A 23900-nucleotide genomic window follows, 5' to 3' on the forward strand; every position below is an offset into this window, starting at 1 on the left:
GTTACTTCCTTGTAATAACAGAGCGTGAAAGATAGCTACTGAGAAACTTAAGCATTTCAGGTGATTCGCGTAATGACGATAGACCGAGACTTACCCGACCGTGCCCACCGGAAAAGTCAAAGCTGTGTAACTCCACAGTGCAAAAAAAGTTCAAAGTTCCAAAATCCAGGTTTTCCAATTCGGTTCTGCTGAGCTTTGCCAATTTCTCATCAGTCAGTTCTTCCTCAGCAGCCGGGCGAATCAAGCCGTTACAGCTTATCAATCGAGGGGTGCCATCACGCCGAGGCCAGTCCGCCATGACAAACTTTCGAACGGAATCCACATTCTTGAAATGCGGCGGAGGTGCATTAAGCCAAAGCTCCAGCCCAGGATAATTTTTCAACTTCACAATCAACTCATCCGGCCAGTTGACGTGCCGATAGCCCCGCTCATGGGGTTCGGTAGTTTCTTTTCTTGTATAAAGCCCGGCGGTCAATTTATAAAGACGCCAACTTTCAGGAATCGACTTCAGGCTCTGATCCTGGTACCGGCGGAGACCCGTCCCGGTCCACCAGAAATGCCCCTTGAGCGTATTGGCAAGGCACGATTTCTTATTCGACAATTCAGGCATGCCCACATAAAACTCCGGCACCAGAGTCTTATCCACATAGCTGCCGCCCAGTATGGGCACCTGCTTCATGCTCGCCAGCTTCTTTTGACAGGCCTCCTGATCCGCGTAATAGATTGCCATCGCCTCGGCGACTTGTTCTTCACGGATATAAAAATCCACCACGCAATAACAGGCATAAATAAACAAGCCGTATTTCAACAACTTCTTAAACCATTTAACCCATTGCTTGCGCGACATCCGGAGCATTTCAAATCTCCCTGTCAAACTGACGAGCAGGCTGTTTCTTAAGATGCCCGAACATCGCGCTTTCAAATACCTCAAAGTATTGTTTCGTGCCGTACTCCAGATCAAATCTGCTCGCCGTCAACTTCGCGGCGCGGCGAAGGCTGTCGTACTCATCAACGGAATCAAGAACCCTGGCAATACGTTTGGCAATAGCGTGATGATCGAAGAAGTCCACCAGCAACCCATTGTGACCATCAACGATCACCTCCCTTACCGGAGCCGTATCCGACGCTACTACCACACACCCAGACGCCATCGCCTCCAGTAACGACCACGACAAAACAAACGGATACGTCAAATAAACATGAACCTTCGAACATTCCAGAACTGCCCGGTAAGTCCGGTAAGGAAGCTTCCCTGTGAAATGAACGGTGGAATGATCGAAACTTACCTCTGCCTCCATCCTGCTGCGCCAATTTGCATAGCCAACCGGCTTACCCCCATAACTGACGTCATCACCGCCGACTATGACTATCTGCGCATCGGGACACTCAGCCTGAATATGCGGGATCGCTCGCATAAAACTGTGAAACCCGCGATAAGGCTCAAGATTCCTCGCGACATAAGTAACGATCGGCTGCCCGGCTCTCAGTTCGGCGCCATTGGGCAACCTGACGCCCCCAACTTTCGCCAAGCAAGAACCTTGAATGACGCCCTCGTGAATAACCCGAATGGCCGACTGATAAGCGGCCGGAAACAGACTGCGCTGCCACCGCGTGGGCGCAATGGCAATGTCACATTGCTCGAGATTCAAAAGATGCAGCGAATTGAGCACTCGCAGCCTTGATGACTCTCTTGTTGCGCGCGGGAATTCAGGGTCGAACCCGGAATCTGCGCCCTGCGCCCGATAGTAATATTCGCAATAGTGAATAAGTGGCGCGTCAGGATAGACATCCTTGACGAAGAGCGTTTCCCCCCATCCGGGATGAGCGAGAATCACGTCCGGCCGATAACCCGAATGTTTCAGCCGGCTCAGAATTTCAAAAACCTTCTGTCCATCAGTCACCGCTTGTTCGTAACGGGTCAGGTAGGGGTGAATACCGCCCGGTGCTCGGCTGGCAGCGCGGTATCGATATATTTTCACCCCTGCGATACCCGGCGCCGTATCCCGACCTATCGCCAAAACCTCATAACGCCTGTCAATCGCCGCCAGCACCACATGACGGAACTGGCCCGGAAAGTTTTGGTGAATAACAAGAAGCTTCATAGCGGCATCGTCCTTTTATTCGCCGCTGTTGAACTGAGTTTTGCTCACCTTGATCGGCACGAACAGACGCTAACAAATGCAAGGAAATGAAACTGTAGGAAGCGTCTGGGAATGCCCTAGGAGATGGCTAATGGGACGATTTTTCGACGGGCATAAAAAAACGGCGCTAATTGCGCCGCTTTCATTTGCGTGGATCTACCAGCGGTTGCCACGTCCGTTGTGGTCGCCACGTCCACTGTGTCGGTCATAGTTGCCGCGACCGCGGTGATCGTTATCCCAACCGCCGCGACGATGGCCATCCCAACGCCCGCGATCATTGTCGTGCCAGCGACGGCTTTCGTAATAACGTGGAGCCGGCTGGTAGTAACGCGGCGCCGATTGGTAATAGCGCGGTTGCTGGTAGTAACGCGGTGCTGGCTGGTAGTAGCGTGGTTGCGCGTAATACGTGCCACCCGTGTTGTAGTAGGCCGGGGCAGGTGATGTGTAGACCTCTGAGCTGTAATACGAGTCCGCGTAGGAGTACGGGACGCAACCGGCAACGGAAAACATCAACGCAGCAAGTAGAAGAATTCGTCTATACATGGCGGCCTCCTGGACCGCGGGTTGGCCACACCAGCGACGCTGGCAGGCGACAGTCATTTAATCGGTGACTGTCGAAAAATCAGACAGCGTTTTCGGCATCTGGTGCGTTCCTGCAACAAGTTGAAACAAGTGATTGATGAAATCCTGTTCATTTGGAAAACGCTGTCATTCAGCCGCTGATCAATGGTGGCCACCGTGATATCCGCCGCCGTGATAACCCCGTCCGTAACCGCCTCGATAGCCGTAGCCACCGTGGTAATAACGCGCGCCGCCGTAGTAGCGCGGAGCGTAATAACCACCGTAGGAATAAGGTGAGTAATAGCCGGGATAGTAGTAGGTAGACGGATAAGCATCGTAGGGTCCGGCGTAGTAATAACAACCGGACAGACCCAAACCGAGCACCGCTCCCAGCAGCACCCTTCGCAATGTTTTTTGAATAAGCATGGCGGCCTCCTGAAAGACCCGCGACAGCAGTCGGCACAGACCGGCTGACATCTGTTTTGACTGGCAAAGCCATGCCGAGTGCCAACACGCCAAAACCATCGGATCAGCGGCAAAGACGCTGCATCACGGTGCAGCCGCGCACCAACTCAAAGCGCCTCAGCAGCCTCGCCACCAACCTAGGCAACCCGCGCGCCCGTGCCAGAGCGCCTGACGCGACTTGGCACGCGTCTCGCTTTAGCAAACCCGTGCAGGAGTCATCACAGGTTCGCGGCACCACAATTTGCAATGGCTGACTAGGGTTCCGGCTCGCAATCGCGAGTGGCTGGTCCGAGAGTTGGCGACCTCCAGTTGAGGTTACACGGCGGGACAAAAGCCCGGGAGACAAGCCACCGTTCGCGGTGCCGCGTTGCCTTCCTGTCCGCCCTTGATCAACTGGAGAATCCACCATGACCCGACTACGTTTGCCCGCCCTGCTCGCCGCCGCGTTCGCCACGCTCATCAGCAGCCAAGCCCCCGCCGCCCAGAAAGACCACTTCAGCGTGTGCTGGACGATTTACGCTGGCTGGATGCCATGGGAATACGCTGGCAGCCAGGGCATTGTCGACAAATGGGCGAAGAAGTACGGCATCAAGATCGACGTCGTACAGCTCAACGATTACGTCGAATCGATCAACCAGTACACCGCCGGCCAGTTCGACGGCTGCACCATGACCAACATGGACGCACTGACCATTCCAGCGGCGGGCGGCGTCGACAGTACTGCACTGATCGTCAGCGACTTCTCCAACGGCAACGACGGCATCGTCCTCAAGGGCGACGGCAAGAAAGTCGCCGATCTCAAGGGCATGGACGTCAACCTGGTCGAACTGTCGGTCTCGCACTACCTGCTGGCTCGCGCGCTGGACTCGGTCGATCTGACCGAAAAAGACCTGAAAGTGGTCAACACTTCCGACGCCGATATCTCCGCCGCTTTCAACACCGAACAGGTCAACGCCGTCACTACCTGGAACCCGATGCTCTCGGACATCAAGGCCAAGCCGGGCGTGACCGAAGTGTTCAACTCCAGCCAGATCCCCGGCGAGATCATGGACATGATGGTGGTCAACAGCGCCACCCTCAAAGACAACCCGGCGCTGGGCAAAGCGTTGACCGGCGCGTGGTTCGAAGTGGTCGAGCTGATGAACGCCAAGAACGCTGCGAGCAAAGCCGCGCTGGAGCATATGGCCAAGGCCTCGGGCACCGATCTGGCGGGATTCCAGGCGCAACTCGACACCACCAAATTGTTCGCCACACCCAGCGAAGCGCTGAACTTCGCCACCAGCAAACAGCTGCCGGAAACCATGCGCAAGGTCGCCGAGTTCTCCTTCCAGCACGGCTTGCTCGGCGAAGGCGCGAAAGACACCAGCGCGGTCGGCATGGCTTTCGCCAACGGCGTGACCAGTGGCGACACCGGCAACCTCAAGCTGCGTTTCGATCCGACCTACGTGCAGATGGCCGCCGACGCCAAGCTGTAAGCCACGGAGGATTTGGCCATGCGCCTGATCAATCGCCACCCGGATCGCCCGAGTCGCCTGTTGTTGGTGATCCTGCCGTTCGCCCTGTTGCTGTTTGCCTACTTCATGGGCTCGGCCGAGCGCCTGGCGGACAACCCCAACGACAAACTGCTGCCCAGCGCCGTGCAGATGACTGATGCGGTCAAACGCCTGGCCTTCAATGCCGACAGCCGCACCGGTGACTACCTGTTGTGGCAGGACACCGCGTCGAGTCTGCGGCGCTTGGCCATTGGTCTCGGCATCGCTGCACTCGCCGGGCTGTGCCTGGGCATCGCTGCCGGCACACTGCCGCTGTTCGGCGCACCGTTGTCGCCACTGCTGACGGTGCTGTCGATGGTGCCGCCGCTGGCGATTCTGCCGATTCTGTTCATCGTTTTCGGTCTGGGCGAGTTGTCGAAAGTCATGCTGATTGTCATCGGCATTACCCCGGCGCTTGCTCGCGATCTCGAACAACGCGCGCGGGAAATTCCCGTCGAACTGCTGATCAAGGCGCAGACCCTCGGCGCCTCGACCTGGACATTGATGCTGCGCGTAGTGCTGCCGCAACTGTTGCCGCGTTTGTTGATCTCGTTGCGGCTGATGCTTGGTTCGGCGTGGCTGTTCCTGATTGCCGCCGAAGCGATCGCCTCCACCGACGGCCTCGGCTACCGGATATTTCTGGTGCGGCGTTATCTGGCGATGGACGTGATTCTGCCGTACGTGGTGTGGATCACCCTCCTCGCCTGGCTGATGGACTGGGGCCTGAAGTACCTGACCCGTCGCGCCTTCCCTTGGTATGAGGGGGCGGCCAAATGAGCTTCATCACCGTGAAAAACGTCTGGCAGCAATACGCCGATCAAGTGGTGCTGGAAGGCTTGAACCTGAGCGTCAACGAGGGTGAATTCTGCACTTTGGTCGGCGCGTCCGGTTGCGGCAAATCGACGTTCCTGCGCCTGCTGCTCGGCCAGGAAACGGCAAGTCGCGGCGAGATTCTGCTCGACGGTCAACCGCTGGCCAGCGAGCCGGATGCCAGCCGTGGCGTGGTGTTCCAGCGCTACTCGGTATTCCCGCATTTGAGCGTGCTGGACAACGTCGCCCTCGGCCTCGAACTGCCGCGTGCGCCGTTGCTGGGGCGGTTGTTCGGCAGCGCCAAACGTGAGGCACGCGAACAGGCAGCGGCGTTGCTGCACAAGGTCGGCCTCGGCCATGCGCTGGACAAGTACCCGGCGCAGTTGTCCGGCGGGATGCAGCAACGCTTGGCGATAGCCCAGGCGCTGATCATGAAACCACGGGTGTTGCTGCTCGACGAACCGTTTGGCGCGCTCGATCCGGGCATCCGCAAAGACATGCACGCCTTGCTGCTGGAGCTATGGCGCGAGACCAAACTGACGGTGTTCATGGTCACTCATGACCTGTCCGAAGGCTTCAGCCTCGGCACCCGTCTGCTGGTGTTCGACAAGGTGCGTCTCGACCCGCACGCCCCCGGCGCCTATGGCGCACGCATCACCTACGACATCCCTTTGAACAGCGACCGCCGCGCCCAACGCGCCGCCGTCGACGCCCTGCCGTTGCCACTGGCAGGCGCCCTTCGCACCGCTTGAGAGGACTTCTTCAATGAATAAACCGATGACCGATTCGACCCAACTGTTCCCACCCTTCGCCGAAGAAATGCTCCCCGGCGGAGGCCACCGTTCCTTCGTGTTGAAGCGCGGCCAATTGCTGCGCCTGACCGATCTGCGCGGCGGCGCCAACGTCAGCCTGACCCTGCTCAACGCCAATGAAAAAACCGAACGGCTGAACCTGCCCGACAGCCTCAAATGCCAACACACCGCCAAGCTCACCACGGGCCACTGCCTGTACTCGGACATGGGTCGCGTACTCGCCGCGATCACTGCTGATACCTGCGGCTGGAGCGACAGCCTCGGCGGCGTGCTCTGCGCCGAAGAGGTCGCAGAAAAGTACGGCCAGGGCCGCTATCAGGAACTGCGCAACGGCTTCTTCCGCAACGGCACTGACAACCTGCTGGTGGAACTCGGCAAGTGGGGGCTGGGCCTCTCCGATCTGTTGATGACCCTCAATCTGTTCAGCCGGGTGAATGTCGATGAGGCTGGACGCTTCCACTTCGTCGAGGGCAATTCCAAGGCCGGCGACTACATCGAACTGTACGCGCCGATGGACACGCTGGTGGTGCTCACCGCGCTGCAACACCCGATGGATCCGGCGCCGGAATACGCACCGAAACCACTGAAGCTGAGCTGGATGAATGCCGACGCCAGCGTCGCCGAACACTGCCGCACCTCGCGCCCGGAAAATGAGCGCGGCTTTATCAACACCGACCGTTTGTTCGCCTGAGGATCGCTGCCATGTCAGTTGCTATCGCCACTTCGCAAAACCAACCCGACGCAGCGGTGTACCGCGCCACGATCCCGGCCGGTGAGCCGTGGCTGATGGAGGTCAAGGCCGGCCAGACCCTGCGCATTCTCGATCTGGAAGGTAACCAGGCAATCGACACTTTGTTCTACAGCCTCGCCAATCCCAAGGAACGCTACGATGTGCAGCGCACCTTGCGTCGGCAGAACAGCGTCTACCTGAGCACCGGCAGCGTGCTGTATTCCAACCTCGGCCACGCCATGCTGACCATCGTCGCCGACACCTGCGGACGCCACGACACCCTCGGCGGCGCCTGCGCGCAAGAGAGCAACACCGTGCGCTACGCCCTGGAAAAACGCTACATGCACAGCTGCCGCGACAACTACCTGCGCGCCTGCGCCCATGATGGGCGACTGGGCAAAGGTGACATCGGGCCGAACATCAATTTCTTCATGAATGTGCCGGTAACGGCGGATGGCGGGCTGACCTTCGAGGACGGGATTTCGGCGCCGGGCAAGTACGTCGATTTGCGTGCCGAGATGGATGTGATCGTGTTGATTTCCAATTGCCCGCAGTTGAACAACCCATGCAACGCCTACAACCCGACACCTGCGGAGCTGCTGGTATGGAACTGAAAATCAGCCGGTTGCGCCGTTGGTTGTTTGCCCTGTGCCAGGCGCGTTCCGGGCAGTGCCTGAAATCCCCCAAACAACCCTGATCAAAATGTGGGAGCGAGCTTGCTCGCGAAGCCGTCGCATCAGAAACATCAATGCTGACTGACACATCGCATTCGCGAGCAAGCTCGCTCCCACAGGGGATCTGTAGTGATTTGAAGTCGGTGTTTTTTCATCCGGGACGGCCCGGATGTCTGTCGAAAAACGGCGGGACGGCCCGCTTCCCCTTCAGGGGTTATGCCATGTTCGAAAAAGTCCTCATTGCCAATCGTGGCGCCATCGCCTGCCGCATCCTGCGCACCCTTGCGTCATTGCAGGTCAAAGGCGTGGCGGTGTATTCCGAAGCCGACGCCGCCAGCCTGCACCTCCTGCACGCCGATGAAGCCCACAGCCTCGGTGAAGGCGCTGCTGCCGGCACTTATCTGGCCGTCGAAAAGATCCTCGCCATTGCCAAACAAAGCGGCGCCACGGCGATCCATCCCGGCTATGGATTTCTCTCGGAAAACGCCGCGTTCGCCGAAGCCTGCGCAGCGCAGGACATCGCCTTCATTGGCCCAACGCCGGAGCAACTTCGCGTGTTCGGCCTCAAGCACACCGCCCGCGCCCTGGCCAAGCAGCACGGCGTGCCGATGCTCGAAGGCACCGAACTGCTCGACAGCCTCGACGCCGCGCTGATCGCCGGCGAACAGGTTGGCTACCCGGTGATGCTGAAAAGCACCGCCGGCGGTGGCGGCATCGGCATGCGTGTGTGCCGCAGTGCCAGCGAATTGAGCGAATCCTTCGAAGCGGTAAAACGTCTCGGCCAGAACAACTTCAGCGACGCCGGGGTGTTCATCGAGAAATACATCCAGCGCGCCCGGCATCTGGAGGTGCAGGTGTTCGGCGACGGTCGCGGTGAGGTCATCGCCTTCGGCGTGCGTGACTGCTCAGTGCAGCGGCGCAATCAGAAAGTCCTCGAAGAAACCCCGGCGCCGAACCTGCCGGATGGCATGGCCGATGCGCTGTGCGCAGCGGCGATCAAACTGGCGAAAGCGGTGAACTACCGCAGCGCCGGCACGGTTGAATTCGTCTTCGACAGCGAGGCGCAGCGTTTTTATTTTCTCGAAGTGAACACGCGGTTACAGGTGGAGCATGGCGTCACTGAACAAGTCTGGGGCGTCGATCTGGTGCGCTGGATGGTTGAGCTGGCGGCAGGTGAATTGCCACCGCTAAGTGAGTTGTATCGCCAGCTGAAACCTGAAGGCCATGCGATTCAGGCGCGGCTGTATGCGGAAGATCCGGGGCGTGATTTTCAGCCAAGCCCGGGCTTGCTGACGGCGGTTCAATTTCCCCCGGCCAACGGCATTCAACTGCGCATCGATACCTGGGTCGAGGCTGGCTGCGAGATCCCGCCGTATTTCGATCCGATGATCGCCAAAGTCATCACTTGGGCGCCGAGCCGCGAACAGGCGCGTGCCGAGTTGCATCAAGCGCTGGCCGAGAGTCTGTTGTACGGCGTGGAAACCAACCGTGATTACCTGCGACAGATTCTCCTCGACACGCCGTTCGCCAGCGGTGAGCCGTGGACGCGTTGCCTGGAAGGTCTGGTCTATCGCGCCAACACCTTCGAAGTGCTCAGCGCCGGCACGCAAACCAGCGTGCAGGACTATCCTGGTCGCCTCGGCTATTGGGCGGTCGGCGTGCCGCCGTCGGGGCCGATGGACAGTCGCGCATTGCGTCTGGGCAATCGCTTGCTCGGCAATGCTGAAGGTGCGGCGGCACTGGAAATCACCATGAGCGGGCCGCTGTTGCGCTTCAATTGTGCAGCGGTGGTCGCGGTGACCGGTGCGCCGATTGCCCTGACGCTTGAAGGTGCAAGCGTGCCGATGAATACCGCCCTGCTGATCCCGGCGGGTGCGACGTTGCACCTCGGTAGCATCGGCGGCGCCGGGGCACGCAGTTATCTGTGTCTGCGCGGCGGTTTGCAGGTGCCGGATTATCTGGGCAGCAAAAGCACGTTCACCCTTGGCCAGTTCGGAGGCCATGGTGGTCGCGCATTGCGCGCCGGTGATGTGTTGCATATCCCTGCGCTGACGGACCGCAGTGCTGGTCAGCAACTGGCCGAACAGCACATCACCGCGTTGCCGGCGGTGCGGCAGATTCGGGTGATTTACGGCCCGCATGCTGCGCCGGAATACTTCACCGAAAACTACATCAACACATTCTTTGAAACCCAGTGGGAAGTGCATTTCAACTCCAGCCGCACCGGTGTTCGCCTGATCGGGCCGAAACCGGAGTGGGTGCGCGCGGACGGTGGTGAGGCCGGGTTGCATCCGTCGAATATTCACGACAATCCGTATGCCATCGGCGCGGTGGATTTCACCGGCGACATGCCGGTGATCCTCGGCCCGGATGGCCCGAGCCTGGGCGGGTTCGTGTGTCCGGTAACGGTGATCGAAGCGGATTTGTGGCAACTGGGGCAGCTCAAGGCGGGCGATAAAATCCAGTTCATTCCCGTCAATCTAAAGACCGCCCGCGATCTCGCCCTGAAATGGGATCTCCCCTGTGGGAGCGAGCTTGCTCGCGAAGAGGCCGTGTCAGTCAACATTGATGTGTCTGACACACCGCATTCGCGAGCAAGCTCGCTCCCACAGGGTTTGGTGTCACCTGCTGTGTTGAATTTGGGTCAGGAGGATCGGCGGCTTGTTGCACGGGTCTCCGGGGATACTCATCTGTTGCTGGAAATCGGGGAGCCGGAACTCAATCTGGTCCTGCGCTTCCGCGCCCACGCCCTGATGCAAGCGCTGGAAAGCAAATCCTTGCACGGTGTGATCGACCTCACCCCCGGCATTCGCTCGCTGCAAATCCACTACCTGCCGGAGCAACTGCCGCTCACCGATCTGCTCGGCATCATCGCCGGCGAATGGGACGCGGTGTGCGCAGCCAATGACCTGCAAGTGCCGTCACGCATCGTGCATTTGCCGCTGTCGTGGGACGACCCGGCCTGCCAGTTGGCGATCGAGAAATACATGACCACCGTGCGCAAGGACGCGCCGTGGTGCCCCAGTAACCTGGAGTTTATCCGCCGCATCAACGACCTGCCCAATCTCGACGAAGTGCAGCGCACGGTGTTCGATGCCAGCTATCTGGTGATGGGCCTTGGCGACGTTTACCTCGGTGCACCGGTGGCCACGCCGCTGGATCCGCGCCATCGCCTGGTCACGACCAAATACAACCCGGCACGCACCTGGACCGCTGAAAATTCGGTGGGCATCGGCGGCGCCTACATGTGCGTGTACGGCATGGAGGGCCCGGGCGGTTATCAGTTCGTCGGGCGCACCTTGCAGATGTGGAATCGCTATCGCGAAGTCGCCGCGTTCGATGGCAAACCGTGGCTGCTGCGCTTCTTCGATCAGATCCGTTTCTACCCGGTCAGCGCCGACGAGCTGCTGCGTATCCGCCGTGATTTTCCGCTGGGGCGCTTCGATCTGAACATCGAACACAGCCAGCTCAACCTTGCCGACTATCAGGCTTTTCTCAATCGCGAAGCCGAGGGCATCAGTGCCTTTCGCGCCCAGCAACAGGGCGCGTTCAACGCCGAGCGCGAACGCTGGATCGCCAGCGGTCAGGCGCATTTCGACAGCGAAGACGCCGTGCCGGAGTCCAGCGAAGACGCGCCACTGGCCGACGGTGAACACAGCATCGACAGCCACATCGCCGGCAATCTCTGGCAGGTGCAGGTCGAGGCCGGCAGCCGCGTTGAAGCGGGCGATGTGCTGGTGATTCTCGAGTCGATGAAGATGGAAATCCCGGTACTCGCGCCGATGGCCGGGGTGGTGCGCGAGATTCGCGTGCAACCCGGTTCGGCGGTACGCGCCGGACAACGGGTCGTGGTGTTGGCACTCGATTAAAACCATTTGGAAAGGATCAACTCATGAATCTGCAACTCGATGTTCTGCGCCAGGCCTATCGCAATGGCGACACCACTCCACGTCAGCTGCTGCTGAAACTGCGCGAGAAAGCCGCCGCGCTGAACCCGGATTATCACCTGTTCATCCACCTGCTCAGCGCCGACGAACTGGAGCCGTATCTCGCCGCTCTAGACGGTCGCGACCTCGACAGTCTGCCGTTGTACGGCGTGCCGTTTGCGATCAAGGACAACATTGATCTGGCCGGTATTGCGACCACCGCTGCCTGCCCGGATTTTGCTTATGTGCCGGAGCGCTCGGCGACCATCGTCGAGCAGTTCATCGCCTTGGGGGCGATACCGCTGGGCAAGACCAATCTTGATCAGTTCGCCACGGGACTCAACGGCAGCCGCTCGCCGTATGGCGCGTGCCCGAACAGCGTGCTGACGGAATATCCGTCCGGCGGTTCCAGCGCCGGTTCGTCGCTGGCGGTGGCACTGGGTGTGGCGAGTTTTGCTTTGGGCACGGACACCGCAGGCTCCGGTCGGGTGCCGGCGGCGCTGAACAATCTGGTCGGATTGAAGGCGAGCAAAGGTCTGATTTCCACCGCCGGTGTGCTGCCGGCGTGTCGCACGCTCGATTGCGTGACGACGTTTACCGCGACGGCGCGTGAGGCCAGTCAATTGCTTGCGCTGACCGCCAGGCTTGATCCGCGCGACGAATACAGCCGCCGTAATCCATCGTGGAATGACGGCTCGGCGTTTGGTACGCCACGGGCGTTTCGTTTCGGTGTGCCGCGTGCGCAGGATCTTGAGTTTTTCGGTTGCGTCGAAGGCCCGCTGTTGTTTGGCGATGCCATCGACCGGCTCAAGGCCTTGGGTGGCGAAGCGGTCGAGCTGGATCTGTCGCCATTCCTTGAAGCCGCACGCCTGCTTTACGAAGGACCGTGGGTCGCCGAACGCTATAGCGTGGCGGGTGAGTTGATGGAGAAAAATCCCGAGGCCGTTTTACCGGTGATCCGCGCTGTGCTGGCCAAAGCGCCGGCGGTGACGGGCGTGCAGACCTTCCGCGCGCAGTATCGGCTGCAAGCTTTGAAAGCGCTGTGCGATCAGGCCCTCGAAGGCCTCGACTGCGTGCTCACACCAACCATCGGCCGCCCGGTGACACTGGCCGAACTGCACGCCGAACCGGTGCTGCGCAACTCCGAACTGGGTTACTACACTAACTTCATGAACCTGCTCGACTACGCTGCGGTCGCCGTGCCGAGCGCGTTCATGGCCAACGGTTTGCCGTGGGGTGTGACGTTGTTTGGTCGGGTCTTCACCGATCAATATCTGCTGAGCGTGGCGGATGCGCTGCAGCGTCAGCAGGACCCGGCACTGCCCACACCTGTAAACATTGCGCGCCATGATCGTGCACGCATCGTGGTGTGTGGCGCGCACCTGCAAGGGTTGGCGTTGAACTGGCAACTGACACAGCGGGGTGGGCGCTTGCTGGAGACGACGTTGAGCTCAGCGGATTATCAACTGTATGCGTTGGCCGGCGGCCCGCCGCTGCGGCCGGGCATGGTGCGGGTCAAGGATGGCGGTGTGGCGATTGCGGTGGAAGTGTGGGAATTACCGAGCAGTGAGTTGGGCTCGTTCCTGACCGGGATTCCGGCACCGCTGGGACTGGGCAAGGTGCAACTGGCGGATGGTCGTTGGGAGAGCGGGTTTATTTGTGAGCCGTATGGACTGGAGGGTGCGCTGGACATCAGCTATTTGGGGGGCTGGCGGGCGTATCTGGAGACTCGGAACTGATCCAGAAACCAGCCCTCACCCTAGCCCTCTCCCGGAGGGAGAGGGGACTGACCGAGGTGTCTGTCAGATGCTTGCCATTCGGTGATATCGAGCCGAACACAATTTTTGAATTCACCACAATTCAGCCCCCTCTACCTTCAGGAGAGGGCTGGCAGGCGTATCTTGAAACTTGGAGCTGATCCAGAAACCAGCCCTCACCCTAGCCCTCTCCCGGAGGGAGAGGGAACTGACCGAGGTGTCTGTGAGGGTATTGCCATTCAGTGATAACCCGTCGAACTCGGGTTTTGAAATCACCACTATCTAGCCCCCTCTCCCTCCGGGAGAGGGCTGGGGTGAGGGAGCGATCCTTCTGACACACCCTCTACGTCATTTCCCCCGCCATTTCAGGCATAAATCCCGCAGTCTTTTCCCGGCCATCCCACTAGAATGCATGCCATCGGGCCACTGCCAACGGATCTGCCATGCCGCTTCGTTCTCCCCTCTACTCGCAACGCTCGCTGGTACTGACGCTGATCGCCCTGCTCGGCGCCGGTTTCCTTGCCACGTCCCTACTGAGCTACTACGCCTCGCGCGCGTCGATCCGCGACAACATCGTCAACACCGAGCTGCCGCTGACGTCCGACACGGTCTACTCGGAAATCCAGAAAGACCTCGTCAGGCCGATCCTGATTTCCTCGATGATGTCCCGCGACACCTTCATGCGCGACTGGGTGGTCAACGGCGAGCAGAATCCCGAGCAGATGACCCGCTACCTCGACGAAGTCATGACCCATTACGGCGCCTACACCGCGTTCTTCGTCTCCAACGCCAGCCACACCTACTACCACGCCAAAGGCGTGCTCAAGCAGGTCAAGGTCGATGAACCGCGCGACGCCTGGTACTTCCGCGTACGCGACATGAAGGACCCGTACGAGATCAACGTCGACCCGGACCTGGCCAACAAGGACAACCTGACCTTCTTCATCAACTACAAGGTTTACGACTACCACAATCGCTTCATCGGCGCGGCGGGCGTCGGCCTGACCGTGGACGCGGTGATCAAGCTGATCGACAAATATCAACAGCGCTATCAACGCAGCGTGTACTTCGTCGACACCTTCGGCCGACTGGTATTGACCGGCGCCGACGGCGGTCCGGAAAGCGCGCACATTGGCCAGAGCCTGAGTGAACTGGAGAGCATGAAGAGTCTGGTCAGCCAACTGCCGAAACCGCACAGCGGCAGCTACGAATATTCCGCCCACGGTCAGGGGCATTTCCTCAACGTGAGGTTTATTCCGGAGCTGAACTGGTATCTGTTTGTTGATAAACGCGAAGACGGCGCCTTGAGTGAAATCCGTCAGTCGCTGTATCTGAATCTGCTGATCTGCCTGCTGGTGACCCTGATTGTGCTAGCGCTGCTCAACCGCGTGATCAAACGCTATCAAAGCAAAATCCAGGCGCAGGCCATTCTCGACAGTCTCACCGAACTGCCCAACCGCCGAGGCTTCGACATTCTCGCCGCACAAGCCCTGCACGAAGCACAACGCGAAACCAAACCACTGACCGCGTTGCTGCTCGACCTCGATCACTTCAAAGTGTTGAACGACACCTACGGGCACATGGCCGGTGATCAGGTGTTGATCGGTTTCGCTCGCGATCTGCAAAGTTGCCTGCGCCATGCCGACATTGTTTGCCGCTGGGGCGGTGAGGAATTTATCGTTTTGCTGAAGGACACCGACGGCGATACCGGTCAGAAAATTGCCGAGAAGATCCGCCAGCACGTCGAACAACACGAATATGCCTACGACGGCCATCGCCTCAATCTGACAGTGAGCATCGGCGCCACCACGCTGCAACGCGATGACACCTTGCACAGCCTGCTGTCGCGGGCCGATCATGCGATGTACCGAGCCAAACAAACCGGCCGCAACCGCACCTGCGTGGAAATGCCTCACTCGACTTATGCCTGATTCCGACGTTAAACCCGACCTTTGTCCGGCCTGTGGCGCCCGCAACGACTGCAGCCTGGCCGACCCGCGCACCGCCGACCGCGAATGCTGGTGCTATGGCGTGAGCATCGATCCGGCCGTGCTTGAAGCGCTGCCGCCAGAACTGCGCAACCAATCCTGCCTGTGCCCGCGTTGCGCGCAGGTCGAGGCGCAACTGCAAGCGGCCAGGCGGCCGATCCCGTAAGATGCGCGGCCCTTCATTCATCGAACACTGAACATGCGCGTTGACCGTTTCCTCAGCAACCTGCCCCGCTACAACCGTCAGCAGGTTCGTCTGTTGCTGGTGGAAAAGCGCGTGCGGATTGACGGAAAAGTCGTCAGCGATCCGCACAGCGAAGTGCTGGAATTCAGCCGTGTCGAAGTCGATGACGAAGTGCTACAAGTCGGCAAAGCGGCGCGCTACTTCATGCTGCACAAGCCGCCGGGCTGCGTCAGCGCCACCCGCGATCCGCAACATCCGACCGTGCTCGACCTGATCGATGAGCCGGACAAGGACGATCTGCACATCGCCGGACGCCTGGACTTCAACACCACCGGCCTGATGTTGATCACCAACGACGGCGCGTGGTCGCGACGCCTGACCCAACCGCAGACCAAACTGCCGAAGGTCTACTACGTCGAGACCGAGCAAGAAATTGGCGCGCAATATGCGATCACCTTTGCGGAAGGGATCTACTTCGCGTTCGAGGATTTGACCACGCAACCGGCGCAGCTGGAGCTGATAGGCCCCCGCTCGGCGCGGTTGAGCATCGTCGAGGGTCGCTACCATCAGGTGAAGCGCATGTTTGGTTTCTTCAACAACAAAGTCCTGCGCCTGCACCGCGAATCGATGGGCCCGCTGTTGCTCGATAACGCGCTAAAACCGGGCGAGTACCGCGCTTTGCGCACCGAAGAGATCCATTTGTTCTAAGCCGGCGACCGCTCAGCAGAAGTTGTCGAACAATTTACCAGCGGCACTTGCGCGATCCCGACTCCCCTGCTTGAATCAGGACGTCGGCCAGATTGTGACCGATGAGTCACAACATACCTCTAAGAAACTTTTTGCCGGTAGAGAGCCTTCAAGGCTCCGCCTCAGCCGGCAGACTGCCCGCCAATAACAATACCCGTCGACCTGCCGTAACGGATCGACATGGGCCAAGCAAATTCCAGGCGTATGCCTACCTGTCACAAAGCTCGTGCAATCTCTATTTGCGCGCATACCCGCTTGCTTGCCAGGAGTCTTATGACATGAGGCCAGAAATCGCTGTGCTGGATATACAGGGTCAGTATCGGGTTTACACGGAGTTCTATCGCGCAGACGCCGCAGAAAAGACCATCATCCTGGTCAACGGCTCGATGGCCACGACTGCGTCGTTTGCACAGACTGTGAAAAACCTGCACCCGCAATTCAACGTGGTTTGCTATGACCAGCCTTACGCGGGCCGATCAAAAGCGCACAACCGCCACGAGAAACACCTGACCAAGGACGTCGAAGGGCAGATTCTGCTCGAGCTGATTGACCACTTCGCCGCCGAACACGTGCTGTCGTTCTCCTGGGGCGGTGCCGCGACCCTGGTCGCTCTCGCCCATCAGCCACGGCGCATCGAACGGGCGGTGATCAGTTCGTTCTCGCCAGTGATCAACGCACACATGCTCGATTACCTCGAACGCGGCGTCGACTACCTCGGCCAGCGCGACGGCGACCGCGTCGGCCATCTGGTCAACAGCACCATCGGCAAACACCTGCCGTCACTGTTCAAACGCTTCAACTATCGCCACGTCAGCAGCCTCGCCGAGCACGAATACGGGCAGATGCACTTCCACATCAGCGACGTGCTGCACAGCGATCGGCAGTGCTATCTGAACGCAGCGAAAAAGATCAACGTGCCAGTGCTGTTTCTAAACGGCGAATGGGACGAATACACCGCTGCCGAAGACGCACGCCTGTTCGGCAACCACGTGGCGCAGAGCACGTTCACTACGCTGCAGGCCACAGGGCACTTCCTCGACATGGAACACAAGGCCGCGTGCCGCGACAGCCAGAACGCCTTGCTTGGCTTTCTGAAACCGGCACAGCAGACCAGCCGAACGCGTTACTCGTTTGTTCAGGATCAACATGCATTGGCTATTTGAAAGAGAGTCGTTGCGCGCGGGACTGCGGGATTGAGATTTTGCTTTTCTCACCGCAGTGCTCGCCCGCGATTGACCGTTTTCAGTGATTCAAAGCGTTCATGAGTAAAAGAAAAACTTCAAATCCGTGGCCGAGTCTGGTACAAAGTCAGCCGCTCTGAGCGGGTATAGTTTAATGGTAGAACAGTAGCTTCCCAAGCTTCCGACGAGGGTTCGATTCCCTCTACCCGCTCCACTCGAATATGGGTCTCACGTTGTGTTTTTTGACGGGGGATGCAGGAACAGAAAAAACCGGCCTATAAAGCCGGTTTTTTTGTGCCTTGGATTTGAGTTTGGCCACTTGGGCAGCGCAGAACCCTTCAGAAACACACCGCCACATGAACATAAGCAAAACCCGGTAACACACCCACCTCGCCATCGCACCTGCCTTACCTAGACTGCGGTAAGCGACCCCGCCCGTCAGAGGACGACGGCCGACCGGTGGTTATAGTGTTGATCATATTAGTTCAATGGGTATAGTACCCACCAAGCACACCACAGGGAGGTGTTGTGAATAGCCGTTTTTTAATCGGCCAACTCGTCGCAGACGGTTGGTATCTGGTACGGATCAAAGGAAGTCACCATCACTTCAAGCATCCGAGCAAACCAGGACTGGTCACCGTGCCACATCCGAAAAAGGATCTGCTGAAGAAAACGGCCATCAGTATTTTGCAGCAGGCGCTGCTTTGACTCTCTGAGTCAGTTGCGCCATGGAGGACAACGAATATGCTCTACCCGATTGCGATTTCAATTGGCGATGACCATCACGCCTGGGGTGTAGAAGTCCCGGACATTCCTGGATGCTTTTCCGCCGGCGAGGATCTGGACGATGCCGTCGCCATGGCTCGCGAAGCCATCGAAGGTCATTTCGAGATTCTCGCGGACGACGGCGCTCCCATTCCAGCGGCCAGCAAACTGAGCCTGCACGTGGCCAACCCGAAATACGCCGGTTGTGCATGGGCCGTGGTGGATATCGATGTGCTCAAGTATTTGGGCAAAGCCCAAAAGCTCAACATCACCCTGCCTGGGCACTTGCTCAACCGGATTGATGAATATGTGTTGCATCACCCGGAAGAGAAAAGCCGTTCCGGGTTTCTGGCTTCGGCAGCGTTGAAGGTATTGCAGCAGGGTTGAATCCTGAACCTTGGAAAGCAGCGAATGCAGGCGCATCCCGAAATGATGGGATGCCGAAGATCCATCTGCGAGCCCCCCTTTGGCAACCTTGAGCAGCGGTTATTTGGTAACGCTCGCTTCTTGCTGCGACAGCTTTAAGGCACGAGGGCTGAGAGGCCCTTTTTCGTCTGCAGCGAGCACAAAAGCGTGTTTTCACACAGTCTGTATCGAGCCGGTTTTTTGTGTCCGGGATTTGAGGTGCTCATTTGGTGAACGTGGAACCTTTCAGAAACACGATACACCAGCGTCGCGTCGCCATTTAAGCTTGCTGAAACGTTTCACCCAGTTTATAAAAAGCGCACAACTCCAAGAAAGGCTGCTGCCATGACCCCGCTCAAACTCGTTGTTGCCCTCGGCGCACTGTCCGCTGCCTCCCACGCCATGGCCTGGGATTACGTTCTGCTCGACACCGACAAAGCTGCCCAGAACTGGCAGATCACCAGCCAGCAACTCGGCATAAAAACCGATAAACCCTTCAACGTTACTTTGCGTACCTTGCACGGCGGTCGGCAGGAGGGCGTCAGCATTGTCGACATCGATAACGGTACGATGAAACTCTCGGTAGTGCCGACACGGGGAATGAATGTCTTGCAGGCCTCGGTCGGCAATGTGCGCATGGGCTGGGATTCGCCGGTCAAGGAAGTGGTCAATCCGTCCTTCATCGAACTCAATGGCCGCGGTGGTTTGGGCTGGCTGGAAGGTTTCAATGAACTGGTCACCCGCTGCGGATACGAATGGGTCGGCCACCCCGGCGTCGACAACGGCGAACTGCTGACCCTGCACGGTCGAGCCGCCAACATTCCCGCAAACAAAGTCACCCTGCACATCGATGAAACACCACCCTACGCCATCACCCTGCGCGGTGAACTGAAAGAGCAGGCGTTCAAGAAGGTCGACTTCTCCGTCGCGACGGAACTGGTTACCGAACCCGGCAGCGTAGTGTTCGCCCTCAATGACACCCTGACCAACAACGGCGACTATCCGAAGGAATACCAGGCGCTGTATCACAGTAACTTCAGCACCCCGTTCCTGGAGCAGGGCGCTCGTTTCGCCGCGCCGGTGAAGCAAGTGTCGCCGTTCAACGACAAGGCCAAGGGCGATCTACCCGAATGGCAAACCTACCGCGCACCGACCAAGGACTACGACGAAACGGTTTACAACGTGGTGCCGTATGCCGATGCGAAGGGCGATACGTTGACCGTGTTGCATAACAAGGCCGGCAGCCTGGGCGTTTCGGTTGGCTTCAATACACAGACACTGCCGGTGTTTTCCCTGTGGAAAAACACCGATACCCAAGGCCAGGGCTATGTCACGGGGCTGGAGCCGGGGACAAGTTTTTCCTACAACCGCCGTTATCAGCGGCCACTGAACCTGGTGCCGACAATTGGGCCGAAGGAACACAAGCAGTTCCGCATCAGCTACAGCTTGTTGGCGGACAAGACGGCGGTGGATAAGGCCTTGAAGCAGGTGAGCGAGATTCAGGGTGGGCGCGAGACGGAGGTGCGGCAGACGCCGTTGGTTGATCTGACCAAGGGGTGACACCGGCCAAGGCATTGTCGGCCGATGGGCTACCTGCTGGAGCGCATCGATCTTCACGTGCACCCTCATCCGGAAGAGAAGAATCGTTCGGCGTTTTTGACTTCGGCGGCGTTGCGGATGTTGGCGCCCTGAATCGCGAATGTCTGTAGGCGCAACTACAAGAAACCGGCCTTTAGAGCCGGTTTTTTTGTGTCTGCTACAAATCGACCACTTTGCGATTACTCACCCGGCACGACCTTATCAAGGGCCTGATTCACCGCCAATTCGCCCAACATCACAACCTGCGCGATACCGAGTGCGGTCTTGCGGTGTGAGGTATTCAGCAACGCGGCGAAGTTGTTGAGCATGGTGGTGGCAGAGCCGAGTGTTTCGCTGGCGTTGGCGAGCAGGGATTCGGTGTCGTATTTCGGGTTGGCGAGGTACATCGGTTCGGGTTCGTGACTGGAACCCATGATTCTGGCCGTGGGGCTGAGGTAGTGGTCGAGGGCGCGTTCGGCGGCTTCGTGGAATTTCTTTGAATTGGGCGATTCGTAGGGGGATGCCGGATCGGTTTCCGGCGGATTTGGCGTAACTTTGAACATTGGATTGAGACCTTTCAGTAAGGCCGCAACCGATCTCGCTACTAAACGGATGGGTGGCAGCTGTGCGCAAGTTAGTAGACCGGACCCCAATCCAAATCCGGCGCACCCGAGGGCGCCATGCGCACAGCCACCATCAGGTGCAAGCATTCGCCTGACTGAGTGGTACTCATGCAGCTATTTAGATTGAGGATGCCGGGCTACTAAACCCGATCACTGGAAATCAGTGATGCGAACCAAGTTACCGACCGCCTTCCAAGCGCACAAGCCGGCGGATTCTGGCGTAGCGGTAGGCAACGGCGCAAGGATTTGTAGGCATCAGGACGTAACACCGAGCGCTTATAAACACTGGCCACCGAGTGCGTTTAAGCAGCCAAAAACCTTGCAGAATTTTCTGACATTACAGATCCACAACACTCCATCGATTTTCACCTTCCTCTCGACCGACTAGCATTTCCCTTTCAGCCACCACCCTCCCCCTGCGCGGCCATCGACGAATACGCGCCATCACTTTCGAGGGATTCCAATCGCGGCCACTTTGCCGCTGACGACCGAACTCAAAAGAGCACTTCACCATGACCCAAAACATCTACGACGATCCCGAATTCTTCCAGGCCTACAGCCAGATGAACCGCTCAATCGGCGGCCTCGACGCGGCGCCGGAGTGGCCGGCGCTCAGGGCGCTGTTGCCATCCATGCACGGCTTGAACGTGGTGGATCTGGGCTGCGGTTATGGCTGGTTCAGCCGTTGGGCTATCGAGAATGGTGCGGGGAGTGTGTTGGGGCTGGATGTCTCGGAGAAGATGCTGGAGCGGGCGCGGGAGACCACGACGGCGGCGAACATTCTTTATGAGCGCGCCGATCTGGAACAGCTCGATCTGTCCACCTGTAGTTTTGATTTGGCCTACAGCTCACTGGCGCTGCATTACGTCAAGGATTTGCCGGGGCTGTTTGCGCACCTGTATGCGGCGCTGAAACCGGGTTCGCACTTTGTGTTTTCCATTGAGCATCCAATCTTTATGGCACCGCGTAATCCGGGCTGGTTGATTGACGCTGAAGGTAACAAGCGTTGGCCGCTGGACAGCTATCAGTTGGAGGGTGAGCGGGTGACGAACTGGCTGGCTGAGGGCGTGATCAAGCAGCATCGTACGGTCGGGACATTGCTCAATTCGCTGATCGATGCGGGGTTCTCGATTCGACATGTCAATGAATGGGGGCCGAGCGAAGCGGAGGTCGCGGCGCAACCGGCGCTGGCGGAAGAGCGGGAGCGGCCGATGATGATGTTGGTGGCGGTGCAGAAGCCCTCACCCTAGCCCTCTCCCTCGGGAGAGGGCTGGGGTGAGGGGCCAATTTATTTCAGCGCGTCGCGACGATAAACAAGCGTGGAAATGGCAGCAGTACCGAGCCATCCGCCAGCGCGGGATAAGCCCTCCGCACCTCCGCCAGATACTGCTCCAGGTACTGCGCCTTTTCCGCCTCGGTCAGCGGACTCAAAAACGGAATCAACCCGCTGCCCTTGAACCACTCCACCACTCCCGCCGCCCCGCCTGACAGCTGATGGTGATAGGTGGTGCGCCACACATCGACCCGCGCACAATGTGGCCGCAGCATCGAGAAATAATCGCCGGCGCTCGCCATATCGGTACGCTGGCCCGCTGCGCCCGCGAGTTTGCTGGCCCAAGGGCCATTCGCGGCGACTTCACGCATCAAGCAATGGGAGGGTTCATTGAGGTTGTCCGGCATCTGGATCGCCAGACTGCCACCGGCAGACAATTTGCTGGCCAGCGCCGGCAGCAACGACGCGTGATCCGGCACCCACTGCAGCACGGCGTTGGCGAAGATCACATCGAACGGGCCTTCATCCGCCCATTTATCAATCTCCGCCACATCGAACTGCAACTGCGGCAAGCGCTTGCGTGCTGCATCGATCATGTCCGCCGAACTGTCCAGCCCGCTGACTTTCGCCCCGGGAAAACGCTGTACCAGCAACTCCGTCGAGTTACCGGGACCACAACCGATATCGACCACGGATCGCGCTTCAGGCGTGGGAATCGCCGCCAGCAGATCGCGGGCCGGGCGGGTGCGTTCATCTTCGAAAGCGACGTATTGTTTGGCGGACCAACTCATTGCGTTCTCCTGTCGGGACATTCAGCGGTCCGTCACGATACAGGCAGCGCCGCGGGCAGTTCCAGAGCGACTGAATTGCAAAGGGTGTCGGACCAACCCGTCGGCTTATCGCCAATGGGTTGGTTCTCATGAATTGAGCGACCGTCCGTCGAGCCAGACAAAAGCGATTTTGACAGCTAAAAAATCGTACCTATAGTCAAGGAGCGGCAGTCGGAAGGAACCCGAATCAGTCGATTTCGTGCAAGGAGCACGGCCTGTTCATTTCTCGTGATCAGTGGGTTCCCCCAGTAGTGTGCTCGCAAAAGCCATACGGCAAGCAAGCGTCGTCGTGCCTGGATTGCAGTCCGACGTTCACTATGAAAAAGGAGCATCACCATGTCTCGAGTGACGGATATTCTGGTTTCCATCGACACCGAAACCATTCTGAAAAAGTATCCAAACATCAGCAAGGACCCGAAGAACCCCACGCTGATCGATTGGAAACATGTGTACATGGTCACCAATCAGGATAACGTCGTCAGTGGTCAGGCCGGTGGCGAGCTGGACCTCAAGGCTCAGGTCGGCGACCTGATTCGCTGGCGTGAAACCAGCCTGTCGCAGAGCTTCGAACAGGCGGTGATTTTCTACAAATTCATCCCCAATGCCGGGGAGAACCTGATCTCGCCCCCCTCCCCACGCAAGGCCACAGCGTGTGTTGCTGTGCCCAACACAAGCAATCCATCCGTGCCAAGCTGCCAGAAAGTCGACAACCACTATTGGTCATCCGAAACCCTGGACTGTGGTCGCGTGACCTATCACTTCCACTTCCTGATCGTCGACCGCAACTGCCAGATCATCGGCTGCTGCTCGTGGGATCCATTCATCTCCATCCATAACTGATGATGTGTCGAGCCCTTTGGTGACAAGGGGCTCGACCGATCCGCTGCCGCTGCGGCCGGAACAGGATGTCTTGCCTTG

Annotated in this window: 22 protein-coding genes, 1 tRNA gene and 1 riboswitch; of the genes, 17 read left to right on the top strand and 6 right to left on the bottom strand. The window is 58.8% G+C overall.

What is annotated here, in order from left to right:
• Position 1: 1 nt before the first annotated feature.
• From GTU76_RS17870 to GTU76_RS17885, 4 genes are all read right to left on the bottom strand, one after another.
• Entirely contained in the window at positions 2-856 is an 855-nt protein-coding gene (locus tag GTU76_RS17870) for a hypothetical protein (RefSeq protein WP_180699215.1), read from the bottom strand.
• Position 857: 1 nt separating this feature from the next.
• Entirely contained in the window at positions 858-2102 is a 1245-nt protein-coding gene (locus GTU76_RS17875) for a glycosyltransferase family 4 protein (protein WP_180699216.1), read from the bottom strand.
• A 195-nt stretch (positions 2103-2297) separates the two neighbouring features.
• Positions 2298-2684, bottom strand: coding sequence for a hypothetical protein (locus GTU76_RS17880; RefSeq protein ID WP_016984717.1), 387 nt, complete (start codon positions 2682-2684; stop codon positions 2298-2300).
• Between the two features lie 180 nt (positions 2685-2864).
• Positions 2865-3128 (bottom strand): hypothetical protein, encoded by a 264-nt coding sequence (locus tag GTU76_RS17885; RefSeq protein WP_093438415.1) that lies wholly within the window; start codon positions 3126-3128, stop codon positions 2865-2867.
• Positions 3129-3410: 282 nt separating this feature from the next.
• Positions 3411-3511: riboswitch (guanidine-I (ykkC/yxkD leader) on the top strand.
• A gap of 63 nt (positions 3512-3574) precedes the next feature.
• On the opposite strand from GTU76_RS17885, the gene GTU76_RS17890 reads away from it, so the two are divergent.
• The 15 genes from GTU76_RS17890 to GTU76_RS17960 all read left to right on the top strand — a co-directional run bounded on the left by GTU76_RS17890 (position 3575) and on the right by GTU76_RS17960 (position 20238).
• Entirely contained in the window at positions 3575-4642 is a 1068-nt protein-coding gene (locus tag GTU76_RS17890) for a putative urea ABC transporter substrate-binding protein (protein ID WP_180699217.1), read from the top strand.
• An 18-nt stretch (positions 4643-4660) separates the two neighbouring features.
• A complete protein-coding gene (locus tag GTU76_RS17895) occupies positions 4661-5476 on the top strand; it encodes an ABC transporter permease (protein ID WP_077571513.1) in 816 nt (271 codons plus the stop codon).
• Positions 5473-6261 (top strand): ABC transporter ATP-binding protein, encoded by a 789-nt coding sequence (locus GTU76_RS17900; RefSeq protein ID WP_180699218.1) that lies wholly within the window; start codon positions 5473-5475, stop codon positions 6259-6261. Before GTU76_RS17895 ends, GTU76_RS17900 begins: the two co-directional genes overlap by 4 nt.
• A gap of 25 nt (positions 6262-6286) precedes the next feature.
• The gene (locus tag GTU76_RS17905) at positions 6287-7012 is read left to right on the top strand and encodes an urea amidolyase associated protein UAAP1 (protein ID WP_175555730.1); all 726 of its coding nucleotides are present in this window, start codon (positions 6287-6289) and stop codon (positions 7010-7012) included.
• Between the two features lie 11 nt (positions 7013-7023).
• Positions 7024-7665 carry an urea amidolyase associated protein UAAP2 gene (locus tag GTU76_RS17910; protein WP_175555111.1) on the top strand — a complete coding sequence of 214 codons (642 nt, stop codon included), beginning with the start codon at positions 7024-7026 and terminating at the stop codon, positions 7663-7665.
• A gap of 281 nt (positions 7666-7946) precedes the next feature.
• The gene (uca, locus tag GTU76_RS17915; protein WP_180699219.1) at positions 7947-11594 is read left to right on the top strand and encodes an urea carboxylase; all 3648 of its coding nucleotides are present in this window, start codon (positions 7947-7949) and stop codon (positions 11592-11594) included.
• Positions 11595-11617: 23 nt separating this feature from the next.
• Entirely contained in the window at positions 11618-13390 is a 1773-nt protein-coding gene (gene atzF, locus GTU76_RS17920) for an allophanate hydrolase (RefSeq protein WP_180699220.1), read from the top strand.
• 461 nt (positions 13391-13851) lie between these two features.
• Positions 13852-15339: a sensor domain-containing diguanylate cyclase gene (locus tag GTU76_RS17925; protein ID WP_175555114.1), complete on the top strand. Its 1488-nt coding sequence runs from the start codon at positions 13852-13854 to the stop codon at positions 15337-15339.
• Positions 15332-15562 (top strand): cysteine-rich CWC family protein, encoded by a 231-nt coding sequence (locus GTU76_RS17930; RefSeq protein ID WP_016982763.1) that lies wholly within the window; start codon positions 15332-15334, stop codon positions 15560-15562. The genes GTU76_RS17925 and GTU76_RS17930 overlap by 8 nt, the downstream gene beginning before the upstream one ends.
• A gap of 33 nt (positions 15563-15595) precedes the next feature.
• Positions 15596-16288 carry a pseudouridine synthase gene (locus GTU76_RS17935; protein WP_180699221.1) on the top strand — a complete coding sequence of 231 codons (693 nt, stop codon included), beginning with the start codon at positions 15596-15598 and terminating at the stop codon, positions 16286-16288.
• Positions 16289-16605: 317 nt separating this feature from the next.
• Positions 16606-17490, top strand: a complete 885-nt coding sequence (locus GTU76_RS17940; RefSeq protein WP_007911470.1) for an alpha/beta fold hydrolase — start codon at positions 16606-16608, stop codon at positions 17488-17490.
• Positions 17491-17648: 158 nt separating this feature from the next.
• A tRNA-Gly gene (locus GTU76_RS17945) sits at positions 17649-17722 on the top strand.
• A gap of 314 nt (positions 17723-18036) precedes the next feature.
• Entirely contained in the window at positions 18037-18216 is a 180-nt protein-coding gene (locus GTU76_RS17950; protein WP_007911472.1) for a type II toxin-antitoxin system HicA family toxin, read from the top strand.
• Positions 18217-18252: 36 nt separating this feature from the next.
• Positions 18253-18660, top strand: coding sequence for a type II toxin-antitoxin system HicB family antitoxin (locus GTU76_RS17955; RefSeq protein WP_180699222.1), 408 nt, complete (start codon positions 18253-18255; stop codon positions 18658-18660).
• Between the two features lie 363 nt (positions 18661-19023).
• Positions 19024-20238 carry an aldose 1-epimerase family protein gene (locus GTU76_RS17960; RefSeq protein WP_180699223.1) on the top strand — a complete coding sequence of 405 codons (1215 nt, stop codon included), beginning with the start codon at positions 19024-19026 and terminating at the stop codon, positions 20236-20238.
• Positions 20239-20456: 218 nt separating this feature from the next.
• Here the strand turns inward: GTU76_RS17960 and GTU76_RS17965 are convergent, their stop codons facing one another.
• Complete coding sequence (locus tag GTU76_RS17965) at positions 20457-20819, bottom strand: DUF6124 family protein (protein ID WP_180699224.1); 363 nt, start codon at positions 20817-20819, stop codon at positions 20457-20459.
• A gap of 572 nt (positions 20820-21391) precedes the next feature.
• On the opposite strand from GTU76_RS17965, the gene GTU76_RS17970 reads away from it, so the two are divergent.
• Complete coding sequence (locus tag GTU76_RS17970) at positions 21392-22129, top strand: class I SAM-dependent methyltransferase (RefSeq protein ID WP_180699225.1); 738 nt, start codon at positions 21392-21394, stop codon at positions 22127-22129.
• A gap of 43 nt (positions 22130-22172) precedes the next feature.
• On the opposite strand, the gene tam is transcribed toward GTU76_RS17970, so the two are convergent.
• Positions 22173-22943: a trans-aconitate 2-methyltransferase gene (gene tam, locus GTU76_RS17975; RefSeq protein WP_175555118.1), complete on the bottom strand. Its 771-nt coding sequence runs from the start codon at positions 22941-22943 to the stop codon at positions 22173-22175.
• Positions 22944-23318: 375 nt separating this feature from the next.
• Here tam and GTU76_RS17980 point away from each other — a divergent pair, with 375 nt between their 5' ends.
• Positions 23319-23822, top strand: a complete 504-nt coding sequence (locus tag GTU76_RS17980; protein ID WP_016982769.1) for an inclusion body family protein — start codon at positions 23319-23321, stop codon at positions 23820-23822.
• Positions 23823-23900: the final 78 nt, after the last annotated feature.

The organism is Pseudomonas crudilactis (genome assembly GCF_013433315.1).
Taxonomy (GTDB): Bacteria; Pseudomonadota; Gammaproteobacteria; order Pseudomonadales; family Pseudomonadaceae; genus Aquipseudomonas; species Aquipseudomonas crudilactis.

Coding starts and splice junctions, on each gene's coding strand:
- uca (WP_180699219.1), top strand. CDS start 7,947: ATGTTCGAAAAAGTCCTCATTGCCAATCGTGGCGCCATCGCCTGCCGC.
- GTU76_RS17935 (WP_180699221.1), top strand. CDS start 15,596: ATGCGCGTTGACCGTTTCCTCAGCAACCTGCCCCGCTACAACCGTCAG.
- tam (WP_175555118.1), bottom strand. CDS start 22,943: ATGAGTTGGTCCGCCAAACAATACGTCGCTTTCGAAGATGAACGCACC.
- GTU76_RS17905 (WP_175555730.1), top strand. CDS start 6,287: ATGACCGATTCGACCCAACTGTTCCCACCCTTCGCCGAAGAAATGCTC.
- atzF (WP_180699220.1), top strand. CDS start 11,618: ATGAATCTGCAACTCGATGTTCTGCGCCAGGCCTATCGCAATGGCGAC.
- GTU76_RS17940 (WP_007911470.1), top strand. CDS start 16,606: ATGAGGCCAGAAATCGCTGTGCTGGATATACAGGGTCAGTATCGGGTT.
- GTU76_RS17870 (WP_180699215.1), bottom strand. CDS start 856: ATGCTCCGGATGTCGCGCAAGCAATGGGTTAAATGGTTTAAGAAGTTG.
- GTU76_RS17955 (WP_180699222.1), top strand. CDS start 18,253: ATGCTCTACCCGATTGCGATTTCAATTGGCGATGACCATCACGCCTGG.
- GTU76_RS17925 (WP_175555114.1), top strand. CDS start 13,852: ATGCCGCTTCGTTCTCCCCTCTACTCGCAACGCTCGCTGGTACTGACG.
- GTU76_RS17875 (WP_180699216.1), bottom strand. CDS start 2,102: ATGAAGCTTCTTGTTATTCACCAAAACTTTCCGGGCCAGTTCCGTCAT.
- GTU76_RS17965 (WP_180699224.1), bottom strand. CDS start 20,819: ATGTTCAAAGTTACGCCAAATCCGCCGGAAACCGATCCGGCATCCCCC.
- GTU76_RS17970 (WP_180699225.1), top strand. CDS start 21,392: ATGACCCAAAACATCTACGACGATCCCGAATTCTTCCAGGCCTACAGC.
- GTU76_RS17890 (WP_180699217.1), top strand. CDS start 3,575: ATGACCCGACTACGTTTGCCCGCCCTGCTCGCCGCCGCGTTCGCCACG.
- GTU76_RS17930 (WP_016982763.1), top strand. CDS start 15,332: ATGCCTGATTCCGACGTTAAACCCGACCTTTGTCCGGCCTGTGGCGCC.
- GTU76_RS17980 (WP_016982769.1), top strand. CDS start 23,319: ATGTCTCGAGTGACGGATATTCTGGTTTCCATCGACACCGAAACCATT.
- GTU76_RS17900 (WP_180699218.1), top strand. CDS start 5,473: ATGAGCTTCATCACCGTGAAAAACGTCTGGCAGCAATACGCCGATCAA.
- GTU76_RS17895 (WP_077571513.1), top strand. CDS start 4,661: ATGCGCCTGATCAATCGCCACCCGGATCGCCCGAGTCGCCTGTTGTTG.
- GTU76_RS17960 (WP_180699223.1), top strand. CDS start 19,024: ATGACCCCGCTCAAACTCGTTGTTGCCCTCGGCGCACTGTCCGCTGCC.
- GTU76_RS17910 (WP_175555111.1), top strand. CDS start 7,024: ATGTCAGTTGCTATCGCCACTTCGCAAAACCAACCCGACGCAGCGGTG.
- GTU76_RS17885 (WP_093438415.1), bottom strand. CDS start 3,128: ATGCTTATTCAAAAAACATTGCGAAGGGTGCTGCTGGGAGCGGTGCTC.
- GTU76_RS17880 (WP_016984717.1), bottom strand. CDS start 2,684: ATGTATAGACGAATTCTTCTACTTGCTGCGTTGATGTTTTCCGTTGCC.